The organism is Vibrio crassostreae (assembly GCF_024347415.1).
In the GTDB taxonomy this organism is placed as follows: Bacteria; Pseudomonadota; Gammaproteobacteria; order Enterobacterales; family Vibrionaceae; genus Vibrio; species Vibrio crassostreae.
Genome location: NZ_AP025476.1, coordinates 3,320,204 through 3,335,116, shown reverse-complemented (window position 1 = coordinate 3,335,116; position 14,913 = coordinate 3,320,204). Strand labels below are relative to the sequence as shown.

Here is a 14,913-nt window from a genome sequence, read left to right as displayed (position 1 = left end):
CCTATTCTTCAGTGATTCGATTGAACAGTCGGTAACTTGACTGTCCGGTAGTCTTATCGCGATGCAATTCCCAGTTCTCTGGCATAGCTTCGAGTTTCAGCTCTTTCTCTGTCTCGACGTAAATGATGGCATCGTCTGCAAGCCAACCGTTACTCTCAAGCAGTTGTACTGTTTCTGCCAATAAGCCTTTACGAAATGGTGGATCAAGGAAAACCATATCGTAAGGGGTGCCTGGCTTCTTAAGGAAAGAGATAGCGTCAGTATTTACAACATTGATGTTGTCTGCTTTGAGCTCTTTCGCGTTATCAGAAAGTTGTTTAGCAGCCTTTTGGTTCATTTCGAGCAGCGTCACCATTTTTGCTTGGCGAGAAGCTGCTTCAAAACCTAAACCGCCAGAACCGGCAAATACATCCAAGCAAGTTGAATGTGGGATATCTTGAGCCACCCAGTTAAAGAGTGTCTCTTTTACTCGGTCAATGGTTGGGCGTAATCCTTCTAAATCATGGACGGGCAGTTTTCTACCTCTCCATGAGCCACTAATAATTCGAACAAAGCCTCCGGATGGCTTTTTTTGTGATGTGTTTTGCTGGCGACGTCTTACCATAGATTTTTTGACCGCTAATAAAGTGATACTATACCGAGCCCAATTTAAGTGGGTTCGTGTATTAAATAAATTTGCAATGACAAAGTGTATCAAGCTAAAAGCAAACTTATCACTGCTTTGTCATTTTTCTTTACTATTCGTTTGTACAAGCTTGTATTGTATAACAATAGCAAAGAGTCGACGTGTATTAAGTCAATACAGCTAATTAGTAGATCTAGGAAACTCCTCTGATGACGGAAAAAAAGAAGCGCGGATTATTATCGTGGCTTGGTTTTGGTGAAGAAGAACAAAGCCCAAAAACTCAGAATGAAGCGAACGTAGAAAGCGTTGAAGATCAAACTGAAGTTGAATCACAAGTTGAGGCTGAACAGGTCGCGCCTGAAGCTGAAGTCGCTAAGCCAACTGCATCTGAGCAAGCGCTTGAAGAAACTCAACAAGAACAGCAACCTGTCGCAGCAGAAGCAGAAGCAGAAGCAGAAGCAGAAGCAGAAGCAGAAGCAGAAGCAGAACAGGAAGAAGTGGTTGTTCCTCAAGCTAAGGTTGAAGAAGTACAAGAGAAGCCAACAGAAAGCTTCTTTGCTCGCCTTAAGCGCAGCCTAAGCCGCACTAAAGCAAACATCGGCGCCGGTTTCTTCGGTCTGTTCAAAGGCAAGCAAATCGATGAAGATCTGTTTGAAGAGCTAGAAGAGCAACTTCTGATCGCTGATGTGGGTATGAATACCACGGTTAAGATCATTGAAAACCTGACAGAAAAAGCATCTCGCAATGACCTAAAAGACGGTGAAGCGCTTTATGGTCTGCTCAAAGAAGAGATGGCAGACATCTTAAGCCAAGTAGAACAGCCACTGGTTGTTGATACCACTAAAACACCTTACGTTATCTTAATGGTTGGTGTGAACGGTGTAGGTAAGACAACCACGATCGGTAAACTGGCAAAACAATTCCAAAATGAAGGCAAGAAAGTGATGCTAGCGGCGGGTGATACCTTCCGTGCTGCAGCCGTTGAACAGCTTCAGGTTTGGGGTCAGCGTAATGATGTGCCGGTTATCGCTCAGCACACAGGTGCGGACAGTGCGTCTGTTATCTACGATGCGATTGAAGCAGCGAAAGCACGTGGCGTTGATGTTGTGATTGCCGATACAGCGGGTCGTTTGCAGAACAAGAGCAACTTGATGGAAGAGCTGCGTAAGATTGTTCGTGTAATGAAGAAGATTGATGACTCTGCACCACACGAAATCATGCTAACGCTCGATGCCGGTACGGGGCAGAATGCTATCAGCCAAGCGAAACTATTCAGTGAAGTGGCTCCAGTAACCGGTATTACACTGACTAAGTTAGATGGTACGGCGAAAGGTGGCGTAATTTTCTCAATTGCTGACCAGTTCCAGATTCCAATCCGCTACATTGGTGTGGGTGAAGGTATTGATGACCTGCGCCCATTTGAATCTAAAGACTTCATTGAAGCACTATTTAGCCGCGAAGAGTAACGCGAGTAGCAAAGTGGTTTATCCTTAATCTGCTACCGTTTTTAAATTTGATATTAGTGATCGTAAGAGGAATTTTCGGTGATCAAATTTCAGCAAGTGAGTAAAGCCTACCGAGGTGGAAGACAAGCGCTCCAAAAAGTGGACTTTCACCTGAAACGTGGAGAGATGGCTTTTTTGGGTGGGCACTCTGGGGCTGGTAAAAGTACCTTGCTGAAGTTGATCTGCGCGATAGAGCGTCCAACCGATGGACGTGTCTGGTTCAACGATCACGATATCACTCGTATCCCAGCCAAAGACATCCCTTTCTTACGCCGTAATATTGGGATTGTTTTTCAAGACCATCGCCTGCTGATGGACCGTTCGATTTTCGATAACGTCGCTCTGCCTATGCGTATTGAATCTATTTCTGAAAACGAAATAAAACGCCGAGTCAGTGCTGCGTTGGATAAGACAGGCCTATTAGATAAAGCCCGTTGTTTGCCAAGCCAGCTTTCTGGTGGTGAACAGCAACGTGTGGGCATTGCTCGGGCTGTGGTGAACCGTCCAACCCTACTGCTTGCGGATGAGCCGACGGGTAACCTAGACCCTGAATTATCTAACCGTGTGTTGCGATTATTTGAAGAGTTCAACCGCGCAGGTGTGACGATCATCCTAGCGACGCACGATATCGGGTTAGTGAACACTCGCCCTCAGTACCGCCATCTTGAATTAAACCAAGGATTTTTGAGTGAGGTTGAAGACTATGGCCGCGAATAAGCGCATCAAAAAACCTCAATCTAATCGAGCAGCAAACCGCGCTTCAAGCGACGGCTTCTTTGTTGTTCACTGGAAACAAGCCAAGTCATCGTTCTCGCAAATGTGGCAGCGCCCGTTAGGCAACTTGCTGACCCTTGCGGTGATCTCTATGGCGTTGGCGATGCCAGCTTGTTTGTACCTGTTGGGTAAAAATGTGGGTGAAGTAGCGCAAGATGTCACTAGCCCGTCACAAATAAGTGCTTATGTAGAGGATGGTATTCCTGAGCCACGAGTAATGGTGCTCAAGGATGAAATCGAAAGTTGGGATCAAGTTGAGCTGGTGGAGTACATATCTCCGCAGCAAGGGCTTGCAGACCTCAGCCAGTATTCTGGTTTTGAAGACGCCCTAACTATCCTAGATGATTATTCACTGCCAGGTGTGCTGGTGATTACGCCAAGCGTACACAGCGATACCTTAATTAAAGAACTGGCAGGCACAGTTAAACAACAAGAATTAGTAACCGATGTTCGTCTAGACGAAGATTGGTTAGCTCGATTAGATGCGATCAAAGCACTCGCGGCTGTCATCGTGATTACCTTAACGGTATTGATGTTGGGCGCGGTATTTCTGATTATCGGCAATACACTACGATTTAATGTGTTGGCGCATAAAGAAGAGATTCAAACCATGAAGCTGATTGGTGCGACCGACAGCTACATTCTTCGACCATACCTTTATGCTGGGATGTGGTTTGGCGTATTAGGTTCGATTAGCGCTTGGGTAATGACGGCATTAATTACCGTATTACTGAACAGTGCAGTGGATGACTTGGCTCAGTTGTATGACAGCCACTTCCGCTTAATTGGCCTGAGCTGGGATGAATCTTTACTGCTTTTGATCGTCGGAACTCTGCTTGGTAGTGTGGCTGCGAAGCTTTCTGCACAGCGTCACCTAAAAGAAATTGAACCAGTTTAGGTGAATAGAGTCATATTTAGACGAAAAATAGGCACTTCTTAACCAGTTTTTGCCTTGTATAGACGAATTGATTATGCATAATTACTTCCCCCTCCTTGAAACCTGTTCATTTTAGGTTCAAGATTGTCGGGTTTTAATAGATGTATTACTCCAGATCAGAGATTGATGAGGAACCGAATGGCAAACCAAGCGTATCAAATGGCTTTAGTCACACAAGATAGTTTAGATAGCTATATCCGCTCAGCGAACAGCTACCCAATGCTGACACCTGAAGAGGAACGTGGACTTGCAGAGCGATTACATTACAAAGGTGAGATCGATGCTGCGAAAGGCTTGATCCTTTCCCACCTACGATTCGTGGTGCATGTCGCAAGAGGCTACTCTGGCTACGGGCTGCCAATGGCTGATCTCGTCCAAGAAGGTAACATCGGCTTGATGAAGGCTGTTAAGCGCTTCAATCCAGAAGTTGGTGTTCGATTGGTTTCTTTCGCAGTTCACTGGATCAAAGCTGAAATCCATGAATACGTTCTGCGTAACTGGCGCATCGTTAAAATTGCGACAACTAAGGCACAGCGTAAACTGTTCTTTAATCTTCGTAAGTCTAAAAAGCGTTTAGGTTGGTTTAATAACGGTGAAGTTGAGACAGTTGCTCGTGAACTGGGCGTTGAGCCTTCTGAAGTTCGTGAAATGGAATCTCGCTTAGCGGCACAAGACGCGACGTTTGAAGCGCCCATGGACGATGACGACGGCGGTTCTGCTTACACAGCTCCAGTTTACTACCTAGAAGACAAAGCATCAGACGTTGCTGAAACGGTAGAAGCGGCTAACTGGGAGTCACACACCAATAATCGCCTAGGACTCGCACTAGCAAGCTTAGACGAGCGTAGCCAACACATTGTTCGCTCACGTTGGTTAGACGACAACAAAGCAACCCTGCAAGACTTAGCGGATACCTACAGCATTTCTGCAGAGCGTGTTCGCCAGTTAGAAAAGAATGCGATGAAGAAATTGAAGCAAGCCGTTGGCGACTTCTAATAGCATCTAGTTTCTATTAGCTTCAGAGCTAGCAAATAACTGAATTTTGAAAAGGCCGAGATCGAGAGATCTCGGCCTTTTTATTTTGGATCGATTTCTCAACTTTTGCGATCGAAATTTGCAAAATGATTTTGTGGATAACTCTGTGAGAAGTTTATTCGTCAGCTGTCTAAAAGCAGGGTGTAGTAAGGCTTTGACGGGGTTTTTCGAGTGGGGATATTTTTCAGTTAACCCACAGTTAGATCAGGATCCTTACTACATGTTGTGGATCTATTTTTAAAAAGGCACTTTATTCACGCAATTCACAGATTTATCCACAAATGGTGTAAAAGTGATCGCTGGTGGATAACCTTATTAAGTGGATGTGAATGTTAGCCTTGGGATAGGTTACAATGGCAGCAAAGTAAATCAGTATAAAAGAGAAAGTCATGGACCAGTTTAAACATATCGATGTTAAAGGCGCTCAAGCCCTCATTGAACAAGGCAACGCTCGACTTGTCGATATACGTGACCCGCAGTCTTTTGCGGTTGCCCACTCACAAACAGCCTACCACCTGACTAACGATACGATGGTGTCGTTCATGGATGAGGTTGAGTTCGAACAACCTATCTTGGTGATGTGTTACCACGGTATTAGCAGCCAAGGTGCAGCGCAATATTTAGTGAACCAAGGCTTTGAAGAGGTATATAGTGTAGATGGCGGTTTCGAAGCTTGGCACCGTGCTGAACTTCCTGTGATTGCTGGTTAATTACCTTTATCGCTCCAAGCATCTCTCATAGTATGAATAGGAAGTACCAATGATTAGATTGATGGTGTTAGACAACCCACGTCTTGCTCAAGCATTTATTGATTATATGGCGTCTCGTCAGATCCCTATTCAGATGTCTCCTGAGGGGGAAGGGCGTTTTGCGCTTTGGCTTATTGATGGTCAATTTCAAGTTGAAACCGAAGCTGAGCTCAATCGCTTCTTGTCGGAACCCAATCATAAGCGCTATCAAGCGGCGTCTTGGGACATGGCAGAGACCAGGAAGAGCAACTTTCATTATCATACACCAAGCTTCATGGGCATGATAAAAGCCAAAGCAGGCCCTGTGACACTCAGTATCATGCTGGTATGTGTGGTGATTTTTGCTCTGCAGCAGATAGGTTTCGGGCAGGCGATTTTTAACGCCTTACATTTCCCTGCGGTTGATGGGCAGCAATGGCAATTATGGCGCTGGCTCAGTCATGCTGTTTTGCATTTCTCGGTTATGCACATCGCATTCAACATCTTGTGGTGGTGGCAACTGGGCGGAGATATTGAGAAAAAGTTAGGTGGTCTTAAGTTACTTCAGATCTTTGCCGTATCTTCAGCGCTTTCTGGTGCTGGACAATACTGGGTCGAAGGGGCGAACTTCGGTGGTTTATCTGGAGTAGTGTATGCCTTGGTTGGTTACTTATGGGTTGTCGGAGCAAAGGCGCCGCAACTCGGTTTAGGTATCCCAAGACAGATCGTTGGCTTTATGTTGGTGTGGTTAGTTCTTGGATACATGCAGCCATTTATGGCCATCGCTAATACCGCTCACTTGGCAGGTTTAGTCGCAGGTGTGATTATCGGCTTTATAGATTCAATGAAAGCGCCGAAATCGGCAACAAGCTAGCGCGTTAGTTACCGAGAATCGATAGATACAAAAAAGCGGCCAGATGAGCCGCTTTTTTATTAGGATTCGTTTTTACATCATTACTGATAAAGGTATTTGGTAAACAGTAAGTCAGCAATCAGGGTTTTGCCCGTCTCAGGCAGAAGAATCTTGTTGAGGTGTTCAACCAAAGTCTTTCTCAAATCTTCACGACCAGACAGAGACTTAATCGTTTCTTCGTTTTGTTTACCAAGTAATTCAATCACGGCATCGCGGATTAATGGTTGGTGATGCTCAATGGCAGCTAGGTCATTGCTGTTCGCAACCATAATATCGAGGCGAACCTGAATGTAGCCCAGTTTTTTACCTTTAGTGTAAAAATTGGTGGTCAGGTCTGGCTCTAGCGTGAAGTAGGCTAGTTTGGGTGCCAATTCCTCTTCAGCGAAACTTGATGCTGAAAAGAGTAGGGTAATCGCAAGAATTATTTGGGCTACATAACGTTTGTGCATATTTGTGACTTTTCTTTAGTTTATTCGCGATATTCGAAACGCATTAGTCTTGTTACAATGAGCGGTCTAAATCTAAATACGTTTACAATTCGAAGAACGCTTTAATTTTGTTCGAAAGTTGAAGCTTTATTGTACGTGTAAAGTCACCTATTGAATACTAGTATGAATCAGCCAATATCGCTGTATCTTAATTCGTTAATGAATGTAGATTGGCAAAGTACAGAAACATTTGATTTTCCTAATGAAACCACCAAAGAGTGGCTTATGGAGCAAGGTTCTCTTTCCCGCAAGTTGGGTAAGAGCTGTCAGCACCTGTCTGTTGAGTTGCTTCATAATCAAGTTGTAGAACGCTCAAGGCTACAACAAGACGAGGAACATCTTTTATCATCGTTTGATTGCTTACTGCGTAAAGTGATTTTAAAGGGTGATGATGAACCGTGGGTGTTAGGTCGAACCTTGATTCCCCGAGTCACGCTAGAAGATCATCAGCACTCTGACCTTTCTCAACAAGGTAATGTCCCGCTTGGATTGACCGTTTTCAGTGCTGAGAACGTGGAGCGAGATGCGCTGCAAGTCGGTTGGGTTATCGCGGGCGATGAGCAATTACTCGCACGTCGTTCTCGATTATGGATGAACCATAAACCGATGCTTGTGGCTGAACTGTTTTTACCAACATCACCCATTTACTCTAAGGAGAGTGTGTAAATGCTTGCCACCAAAGCGAAGGCGTATTGGCAATTAACGCGAATGAATCGCCCGATTGGTACCCTGTTACTTCTTTGGCCGACCTTGTGGTCACTGATTATCGCCGCACAAGGTATGCCTGATTTTGATGTCTTGGTTGTTTTCGTACTCGGTGTGGTGTTGATGCGTTCGGCTGGCTGTGTGATCAATGACTTTGCTGACCGTAAAGTAGATGGTCATGTTAAACGTACCAAGCAGCGTCCATTACCTTCAGGTTTGGTTTCCAGTAAGGAAGCGATTCTGCTCTTTTTAGTGCTAGCCGTGGTTTCCTTCTTGCTGGTACTGACCATGAATCCACTGACCATTAAGCTCTCATTTATTGGTGTTGGTCTGGCGTTCATTTACCCTTTCATGAAGCGTTTTACGCATCTTCCACAGTTGTTTCTCGGCTTAGCGTTTAGTTGGGCGATACCAATGGCTTGGGCGGCACAAACCAATGAACTGCCAAGCATTGTGTGGTTTATATTCGTGATTAACGCGTTGTGGACGATTGCTTACGACACGCAATATGCGATGGTTGATCGAGATGACGACCTGAAGATTGGTATTAAATCGACGGCGATTTTATTTGGTCGCTTCGATAAACTGATTGTTGGCTCTTTGCAACTCGTCACCCTAGCGATGCTGATTGCGTTAGGCATGTATTACCAACTAGGTGATACCTTCTATTGGGCATTGTTGGTAGCAGGAAGTTTGTTTGTGTATCAACAACACCTGATGCGCCACCGTGATCGAGACCTTTGTTTCCAAGCATTTCTCAACAATAATTATGTTGGAATGGCAGTGACTGTAGGCTTATTCATTACCTTCTGGTAAGCATCAGCTTTTCGAGTTAACGAACGCTAAAGAAAAAGGCACCCAGTGGGTGCCTTTTTTGATCGTGTTTCGCTTTGCTATGAAAGCGACGCCAAACGGATTGTTACTCTGCTTGGTGGATACTCTCTTGAATCGTCAAACGTACTTCTGGGTAAAGCATTGAGTAGAGAAGCTTAGCGAATTGCTGAGTCTTTTCTAAATCACAGTTACCATCGTTATCCAGATATTGCTGCTGTTTCAGAGTTGCAAACATCGATGCAAACACGCCTTTATCGAAGAACTCTGGTGCATTGATGCCTTGTAGACGACCAAGTCGCTGTGCAATGTCTTGGCTCTTCTGTTCAAGATCGGATTTATCCAGGTCAGGATTCTCTGCCAACAGGTTTAGAGCAATCGAGTAGCGCTGTAGCGTCTCTGAAATCGTACGACCTAATAGCATCAGTGCTTGGCTGTTTGATTGGTTGATGGTGACTTCGTTATCAGAAATCACAAGCATACCTTGGTTAACCAGCTCTTCAATGATGTTAGAAACCACGCCTTCAAGCTTGTCTTCTTCGTAGCTTAGGAATAGCTCTTTCTTCAAGAACGGGTAGATAGTAGCAACGTTCTCTTGAATCGCGTCAATCGATAAACCGCGCTGACGAATGGTCATCTGTGCAATTAACGATGGCAGAGCAAACAAGTGAATGATGTTGTTTCGGTAGTAGGTCATCAGAATTGACTGGTGACGGTCTAGTGAAATGATGTCGCCCATTGAGTCTGATTCAATCAAGAACTTGTTAAGTGATTCAGCATGTTTTACCAATTCTTCAGCGCTGTCTTTTGGCACTGTGAACGTTGCCGAATATGGAACGTTCTTAAGCAGAGACAGGTAGCAATTGATCTGAGAAACCAAAGAGTCACGAGACAATGCGCGCTGTCTTGAAGCCAATAGTGCCGTTGCACAAAGGGTCAGGGCATTGGTTGCTGCCGCATCGTTAATGTGCGTCATCATTTTGGTCGCTAAGTCATTAACCACTGGGTTCATCCATTGTGGCTTGCTGGTGCCCATTGGGTCGATGTCTTTGGTCCACTCTGGTGAGTGCTCATTCAGGTATTGGTTCAGTTGAATCGGCTCACCGAAGTTCACGTAGCCTTTACCAAAGTTACGCAGCTTACGAATGGTACGAATCACCAAGCTCGCGTTTTCTTTCTCTTTACGCTTACCTCGAAGCTCTTTCGCGTAAGTCGCTACTTCCATCACGTGCTCGTAGCCGATGTATACAGGAACCAAAGTCACCGGACGGTTCATGCCGCGCAGCATTGCTTGGATTGTCATCGCTAGCATGCCCGTTTTCGCTTGCAGTAGACGACCTGTACGAGAACGACCACCTTCACTGAAGTACTCTACTGAGTAACCTTTAGCGAACAATTCCGCTAGGTATTCACGGAAAATCGTCGAGTACAGTTTGTTGCCTTTGAAGCTACGACGAATAAAGAACGCACCACCATGACGGAAAATAGGACCGGCAGGGAAGAAGTTTAGGTTGATACCCGCAGCGATGTGCGGAGGCACCATGCCTTCGTGGTAAAGCACATAAGAAAGCAGCAAGTAGTCCATGTGGCTACGGTGACAAGGCACGTAAACAATCTCGTGACCATCTTGAGCCAGCTTACGAACCGTTGAAGCGTTACTGATATGTAGGCCTTGGTACAGCTTATTCCACAGCCAGCCAAGAATCTTCTCACCACGCTTGATCAGCGAGTACGAGAAGTTCGCAGCAATCTCGTCCATGATGTCTTGAGCTTCTTTGCTCGCTTTCTCGATCGAGATGTTCTTTGCTTGTGCTTCGTCTTCAATCGCTTTCTTGATCGCTTCTGATTTTAATAGGCGATCAAACAGAGCTTGGCGGCTTGGCAGGTTAGGACCTGATGCAGCAAGCTTTTGGCGAGAGAAGTGAATACGTGCCACGCGCGCCAATTTGTGCGCGATGGTGCTGTCGGTGCCGTGTGAGTTAGCCATGTAGCGTAGAGAAACCACTGGGCTGAAACGAACCAGACAGTCACGACCGGCTAGCAATACAGCTTTTGATTTCTCTAAGCCGTTCATTGCCTGTAGGTAAGGCTTCTGGTTATTCTCTTTACCAGGCTTACGTCCCCACAGCACTGTAGCAGGGATAACTTGAACATCGAGTTCAGAGTCGTCAGCGTGCAGTGAAAGCAATTCAGAGAACACTTCAATTGAAGAGCTTGGTACATAATCATCGTCTTGCAGCAGAGTTTTTCGAGAAGAGATGAAAACGTAGCGTTGCAGTGATTTGCCGTTGATTTCAAGCTTGCTCAACGGATCAGGTAGGCCTAATTCAAGTGCATGTTTTTGTAATGTAAGAATGTCTACACTTGAGCGAAACGGTAAGGAGTATACAATCGGTTTGCTCAAATCAATGTTCAAATCCTCAACAGGGTTTGAAGGAATTGATGTGCCCTTTACCAATACGGATAAAGGTAGCTTCATTAATGAACGTGAAAAAGATTGTCCAGAAGACATATAGGTTCACTGCCTCAATAGTTATTTCAATGTGCTGAAGCGTATCTCTATTTCTATGATAAAAAGGATAAATCCTATGAGTGAAATAGGGATAAGCCTAGGCGTAAATTTAATCGATGCAAGAATACCAGAAACTGGTCTAACCTTTTAATGGAAATAGTCATATTGCCGTTAAGTTTGTGGAAAATCATTCATCGACTGATTGAGTATAGGGTTAAAAATGACCAAAAAATCAAACACCGGATTCAAACGCATCATCAAAGCAGCAGGCTTTTCATGGCAAGGCATTACGAGTTCGTTTAAAAACGAGGCTGCATTTCGACAAGAAGTGTTCATGGCGGCCGTGCTTATTCCGTTGGCATTTTACTTAGATGTAAGCCAAGTTGAGCGAATCTTGATGATCTCATCTGTGGTATTGGTGATGGTTGTCGAGCTAATCAATACCGCGATTGAAGCGGTTGTCGACCGAATCGGCAGTGAGCATCATGAGTTATCTGGAATGGCGAAAGATGTCGGCTCGGCAGCGGTTTTCATCTGTTTGGCACTCGCAGGTTATGTGTGGCTAGAGATCTTGTTTTTGTAATTTGCTAAAAATGAACTAAAAACAACCAATTGCTTTGCTTTTGTTCAGTTACTGGATATACTCACAGTCAACTGTATAAAAAGACAGGTGAATCATGAAGCCGTTAACGCCCCGCCAGCAACAAGTCTTTGACCTTATCAAAGGTAAGATCGAAGATTCCGGTATGCCACCGACACGTGCAGAAATCGCGCGTGAACTAGGTTTCCGTTCTGCCAATGCTGCAGAAGAACATTTGAAAGCTCTTGCTCGTAAAGAAGCGATTGAGATTATCCCGGGTGCGTCTCGCGGTATTCGTATTTTGCTTGAAGATGCAGCAAACGAAGAGCAAGGTTTACCATTAATCGGTCAGGTTGCCGCTGGTGAGCCTATCTTGGCTCAAGAGCATGTAGAAATGCATTACCAAGTTGATCCAGGCATGTTTAAACCACAAGCAGACTTCTTACTTCGTGTAAATGGCGAAAGTATGAAAGACATCGGTATTATGGATGGTGATTTATTAGCTGTTCATAAAACACAAGATGTCCGCGATGGTCAGGTTGTAGTGGCTCGTGTCGATGATGATGTAACGGTAAAACGCCTAGAACGTAAAGGTTCAACGGTTCTGTTACATGCTGAAAATGAAGAGTTTTCTCCAATTCATGTCGATCTAGAATCTCAACACTTGTCTATTGAAGGGCTTGCGGTTGGTATTATTCGCAACACCGACTGGATGTAGTCAGTACAAACAGCTTATTGATATTTATTCTCAATAACTTGTTATTGTAATTGATATTCATTATCATCTTCTTTGTCGAGATACAAGGAAGATGATGATGTCAAACCCAACCAAACCTCAAATGAAGCCGCTTACTCGTAAGCCGCGCTCCTCTGTGCAAAAGGCTTCTTCTGAACAAGGGTCTGCACATCAAGAATTACAAGTTCCGACCAACCTCGTTCAACACCTTTGGTTTCGTAGTCGTGAAAGCCTAGCCGATGACGGTCTCGTTTATGACCCTATCGCAGCTCAAGCTTGCAAGCGCTGCCAACTCGCACCTGAATGTCTTACTGGCGAGCTAGACCAGCAACAACTTCTCTACGCAACACTGACTCAACTTTGTGACTCTCAAGTTCAGCAATTTCTATCTCACAACCCAGATGCTTGGATCATCAATGTTGGGGCAGGGCTCGACACCCGTTTCTACCGTTTGGATAATGGACGCTGCCATTGGGTTGAGTTGGATGTCACGGAAAACCTAGTGTGGCGCCAACGCCTGTTCCACAAAAATGAACGCTATCGTTTGGAGTGTGGTTCTGTCGATGACCTAACTTGGCTGGATGAACTTAATATTCCAGAACAAGCCTCGGTGATGGTGGTGTGTGAACATGCTCTGCTCGATTGCAATGAACAACAGACCGCGAACTTTATTCAGTCTTTGAGCCGCTACTTTACTCATGCACACGCGTGTTTAGTGTTAGCTGGAGATAAAAGCTCTAGTGCTCTTGGGCAAAAGCTCGGTTCTGGAAAGTATGCGCATGGCCTGTCTTCTCCAATAAACAGTGTTCTCAATTGGCTGCCATGGGCACAATGGGTAAAAGCGTTTTCTCCCCTAGACCAGCAATGCAATCGTTGGAAATTGTGGCAGCGATTATTGTGTAAGATCTCTCAGGTCAAAAAGCGTTTAACGCCACAGTTAGTGCTCGTTAAGTGGTAACCCTAGCGGCTCTGTATTTCGAGTAACTGAGTACATAGCCGGTATAAGTAAAATTCCACAACATAGTGAAAGCCCACCCATTAGGTTAAACTATCGCCTCTAATCTAAGAGGTGATCGTGAAGCTATTTAATCCCCAAACTATTTTTCAAACGCTATCCAATCAGGCGATGCACAAAAAAGTGCTGTTGCTCGCGATCCCGATGGTTCTCTCTAATATTACTGTTCCACTGCTGGGCTTAGTCGATGCGGCGGTTATCGGTCACCTCGAGCACTCTTGGTATTTAGGTGGTGTGGCACTGGGCGGCACAATGATCAGCGTGACCTTTTGGTTGCTCGGTTTCCTGCGTATGTCGACAACAGGGCTAGCCGCACAATCTTATGGTGCGAATGATGGCAAGCAACTTGGTTTGGTCTTCGTGCAAGGTGTGACCATGGCCTTAGGGTTTGCTGGTGTCTTTTTGCTTTTACACAGTCTAGTCGCCGATTTAGTTTTCTCATTGAGTAGCGCCAGTGATCAAGTTAAGCACTATGGTCAGCAATATTTCTCAATCCGCGCCTGGAGTGCACCTGCTGCGCTAACTAACTTTGTAATTCTAGGTTGGCTGCTCGGGACTCAAAATGCCAAAGCGCCAATGTGGGTGGTGATCATCACCAATATCACCAATATCGTTTTGGATATCGTTTTTGTTATCGGCTTAGGATGGCAAGTGGAAGGTGCAGCATTTGCATCTGTAATGGCTGATTATGCCGGTCTAACATTTGGCTTGATTTGTGTTTACCGAATCTGGGCGAAGAAGCAGTTACCATCGCCATGGGATCTGCTTAAGAAAACCAGCCATGGTTTGAGTCGTTTCGTAAAACTGAATCGCGATATCTTTCTTCGTTCATTGTGTCTACAAGCGACTTTCACTTTCATGACCTTCCAAGGAGCAAGCTTTGGCGATGATGTCGTGGCGGCCAATGCAGTGTTGATGAGTTTCTTGATGATCATCTCTTATGGGATGGATGGTTTTGCCTACGCAATGGAAGCGATGGTCGGTAAAGCGATAGGCGCGAAAGACAAAGATGAACTGAACCAGTCATTGATTGGTACTTTCTTCTGGAGCTTTAATATTTGTTTGGTGTTGACCATAGTGTTCGCAATCGCTGGCTCTAGCTTAATTAATATGATCACCACAATCCCAGATGTAAAAAGCCAAGCTGAGGTGTACCTGCCTTGGTTGATCGCAATGCCACTGGTTTCAATGTGGTGCTTCTTACTCGATGGTATTTTTGTTGGAGCAACTAAAGGCAAGGACATGCGCAATAGTATGTTTGTCGCGACCTGCTGCTTCTTTGTTATTTTCTTCCTAGCGTCCAGTTTAGAAAATCATGCTCTGTGGCTTGCGATGCTGAGCTTTATGGCAATGCGTGGTATTGGTCTTGGTGTGTTATTTGTTTCTCAGTGGAAGAAGGGCGAATTCCTCGCTTAGTTCTAACGGGTACAAATAGAAGATGTACAGACTAAATGGCATTTAGAACATCATGATCTAATTACTTTAGTTACTATATTTTTCAATGGTTTAAATGAAAACAGCAAGCTCAT

The 14,913-nt window shown here is 44.9% G+C and carries 15 protein-coding genes; 12 read left to right on the top strand and 3 right to left on the bottom strand.

Features of this window, described 5'->3' with window-relative positions:
• Position 1: 1 nt before the first annotated feature.
• Complete coding sequence (rsmD, locus tag OC193_RS15045; protein WP_048658879.1) at positions 2–604, bottom strand: 16S rRNA (guanine(966)-N(2))-methyltransferase RsmD; 603 nt, start codon at positions 602–604, stop codon at positions 2–4.
• 230 nt (positions 605–834) lie between these two features.
• Between rsmD and ftsY the strand changes: the two genes are divergently transcribed.
• The 6 genes from ftsY (at position 835) to glpG (ending at position 6,478) form a co-directional block, all read left to right on the top strand.
• Positions 835–2,091, top strand: a complete 1,257-nt coding sequence (gene ftsY, locus OC193_RS15040) for a signal recognition particle-docking protein FtsY (protein WP_048662877.1) — start codon at positions 835–837, stop codon at positions 2,089–2,091.
• A 78-nt stretch (positions 2,092–2,169) separates the two neighbouring features.
• The gene (ftsE, locus tag OC193_RS15035) at positions 2,170–2,847 is read left to right on the top strand and encodes a cell division ATP-binding protein FtsE (protein WP_004736585.1); all 678 of its coding nucleotides are present in this window, start codon (positions 2,170–2,172) and stop codon (positions 2,845–2,847) included.
• Positions 2,834–3,802: a permease-like cell division protein FtsX gene (gene ftsX / locus OC193_RS15030; protein WP_017061038.1), complete on the top strand. Its 969-nt coding sequence runs from the start codon at positions 2,834–2,836 to the stop codon at positions 3,800–3,802. The genes ftsE and ftsX overlap by 14 nt, the downstream gene beginning before the upstream one ends.
• Before the next feature lie 177 nt (positions 3,803–3,979).
• The gene (gene rpoH / locus OC193_RS15025; protein WP_017055518.1) at positions 3,980–4,837 is read left to right on the top strand and encodes an RNA polymerase sigma factor RpoH; all 858 of its coding nucleotides are present in this window, start codon (positions 3,980–3,982) and stop codon (positions 4,835–4,837) included.
• Positions 4,838–5,265: 428 nt separating this feature from the next.
• A complete protein-coding gene (gene glpE, locus OC193_RS15020; protein ID WP_048658877.1) occupies positions 5,266–5,586 on the top strand; it encodes a thiosulfate sulfurtransferase GlpE in 321 nt (106 codons plus the stop codon).
• Positions 5,587–5,635: 49 nt separating this feature from the next.
• Complete coding sequence (gene glpG / locus OC193_RS15015; protein WP_048662878.1) at positions 5,636–6,478, top strand: rhomboid family intramembrane serine protease GlpG; 843 nt, start codon at positions 5,636–5,638, stop codon at positions 6,476–6,478.
• An 80-nt stretch (positions 6,479–6,558) separates the two neighbouring features.
• On the opposite strand, the gene OC193_RS15010 is transcribed toward glpG, so the two are convergent.
• Positions 6,559–6,966, bottom strand: a complete 408-nt coding sequence (locus tag OC193_RS15010; protein WP_048662879.1) for a flagellar basal body-associated protein FliL — start codon at positions 6,964–6,966, stop codon at positions 6,559–6,561.
• 162 nt (positions 6,967–7,128) lie between these two features.
• Between OC193_RS15010 and OC193_RS15005 the strand changes: the two genes are divergently transcribed.
• Complete coding sequence (locus OC193_RS15005) at positions 7,129–7,671, top strand: chorismate lyase (protein WP_165886754.1); 543 nt, start codon at positions 7,129–7,131, stop codon at positions 7,669–7,671.
• Positions 7,672–8,526, top strand: a complete 855-nt coding sequence (ubiA, locus tag OC193_RS15000; protein ID WP_048662881.1) for a 4-hydroxybenzoate octaprenyltransferase — start codon at positions 7,672–7,674, stop codon at positions 8,524–8,526.
• A 103-nt stretch (positions 8,527–8,629) separates the two neighbouring features.
• Here ubiA and plsB read toward each other — a convergent pair whose 3' ends face one another.
• Entirely contained in the window at positions 8,630–11,053 is a 2,424-nt protein-coding gene (gene plsB / locus OC193_RS14995; RefSeq protein ID WP_048662882.1) for a glycerol-3-phosphate 1-O-acyltransferase PlsB, read from the bottom strand.
• A gap of 220 nt (positions 11,054–11,273) precedes the next feature.
• On the opposite strand from plsB, the gene OC193_RS14990 reads away from it, so the two are divergent.
• From OC193_RS14990 to dinF, 4 genes are all read left to right on the top strand, one after another.
• Positions 11,274–11,636 carry a diacylglycerol kinase gene (locus OC193_RS14990; RefSeq protein ID WP_048615036.1) on the top strand — a complete coding sequence of 121 codons (363 nt, stop codon included), beginning with the start codon at positions 11,274–11,276 and terminating at the stop codon, positions 11,634–11,636.
• A 94-nt stretch (positions 11,637–11,730) separates the two neighbouring features.
• Positions 11,731–12,351, top strand: coding sequence for a transcriptional repressor LexA (lexA, locus tag OC193_RS14985; protein WP_019820514.1), 621 nt, complete (start codon positions 11,731–11,733; stop codon positions 12,349–12,351).
• A gap of 97 nt (positions 12,352–12,448) precedes the next feature.
• The gene (locus OC193_RS14980) at positions 12,449–13,327 is read left to right on the top strand and encodes a class I SAM-dependent methyltransferase (protein WP_048658872.1); all 879 of its coding nucleotides are present in this window, start codon (positions 12,449–12,451) and stop codon (positions 13,325–13,327) included.
• Positions 13,328–13,444: 117 nt separating this feature from the next.
• Positions 13,445–14,800, top strand: coding sequence for an MATE family efflux transporter DinF (gene dinF, locus OC193_RS14975; protein ID WP_196299419.1), 1,356 nt, complete (start codon positions 13,445–13,447; stop codon positions 14,798–14,800).
• Positions 14,801–14,913 lie beyond the last annotated feature (113 nt).

Excerpts from the sequence above, each read along its gene's own strand:
- rsmD (WP_048658879.1), bottom strand. The coding sequence starts at position 604 with ATGGTAAGACGTCGCCAGCAAAACACATCACAAAAAAAGCCATCCGGA.
- ftsY (WP_048662877.1), top strand. The coding sequence starts at position 835 with ATGACGGAAAAAAAGAAGCGCGGATTATTATCGTGGCTTGGTTTTGGT.
- ftsX (WP_017061038.1), top strand. The coding sequence starts at position 2,834 with ATGGCCGCGAATAAGCGCATCAAAAAACCTCAATCTAATCGAGCAGCA.
- rpoH (WP_017055518.1), top strand. The coding sequence starts at position 3,980 with ATGGCAAACCAAGCGTATCAAATGGCTTTAGTCACACAAGATAGTTTA.
- glpE (WP_048658877.1), top strand. The coding sequence starts at position 5,266 with ATGGACCAGTTTAAACATATCGATGTTAAAGGCGCTCAAGCCCTCATT.
- glpG (WP_048662878.1), top strand. The coding sequence starts at position 5,636 with ATGATTAGATTGATGGTGTTAGACAACCCACGTCTTGCTCAAGCATTT.
- OC193_RS15010 (WP_048662879.1), bottom strand. The coding sequence starts at position 6,966 with ATGCACAAACGTTATGTAGCCCAAATAATTCTTGCGATTACCCTACTC.
- OC193_RS15005 (WP_165886754.1), top strand. The coding sequence starts at position 7,129 with ATGAATCAGCCAATATCGCTGTATCTTAATTCGTTAATGAATGTAGAT.
- ubiA (WP_048662881.1), top strand. The coding sequence starts at position 7,672 with ATGCTTGCCACCAAAGCGAAGGCGTATTGGCAATTAACGCGAATGAAT.
- plsB (WP_048662882.1), bottom strand. The coding sequence starts at position 11,053 with ATGTCTTCTGGACAATCTTTTTCACGTTCATTAATGAAGCTACCTTTA.
- OC193_RS14990 (WP_048615036.1), top strand. The coding sequence starts at position 11,274 with ATGACCAAAAAATCAAACACCGGATTCAAACGCATCATCAAAGCAGCA.
- lexA (WP_019820514.1), top strand. The coding sequence starts at position 11,731 with ATGAAGCCGTTAACGCCCCGCCAGCAACAAGTCTTTGACCTTATCAAA.
- OC193_RS14980 (WP_048658872.1), top strand. The coding sequence starts at position 12,449 with ATGTCAAACCCAACCAAACCTCAAATGAAGCCGCTTACTCGTAAGCCG.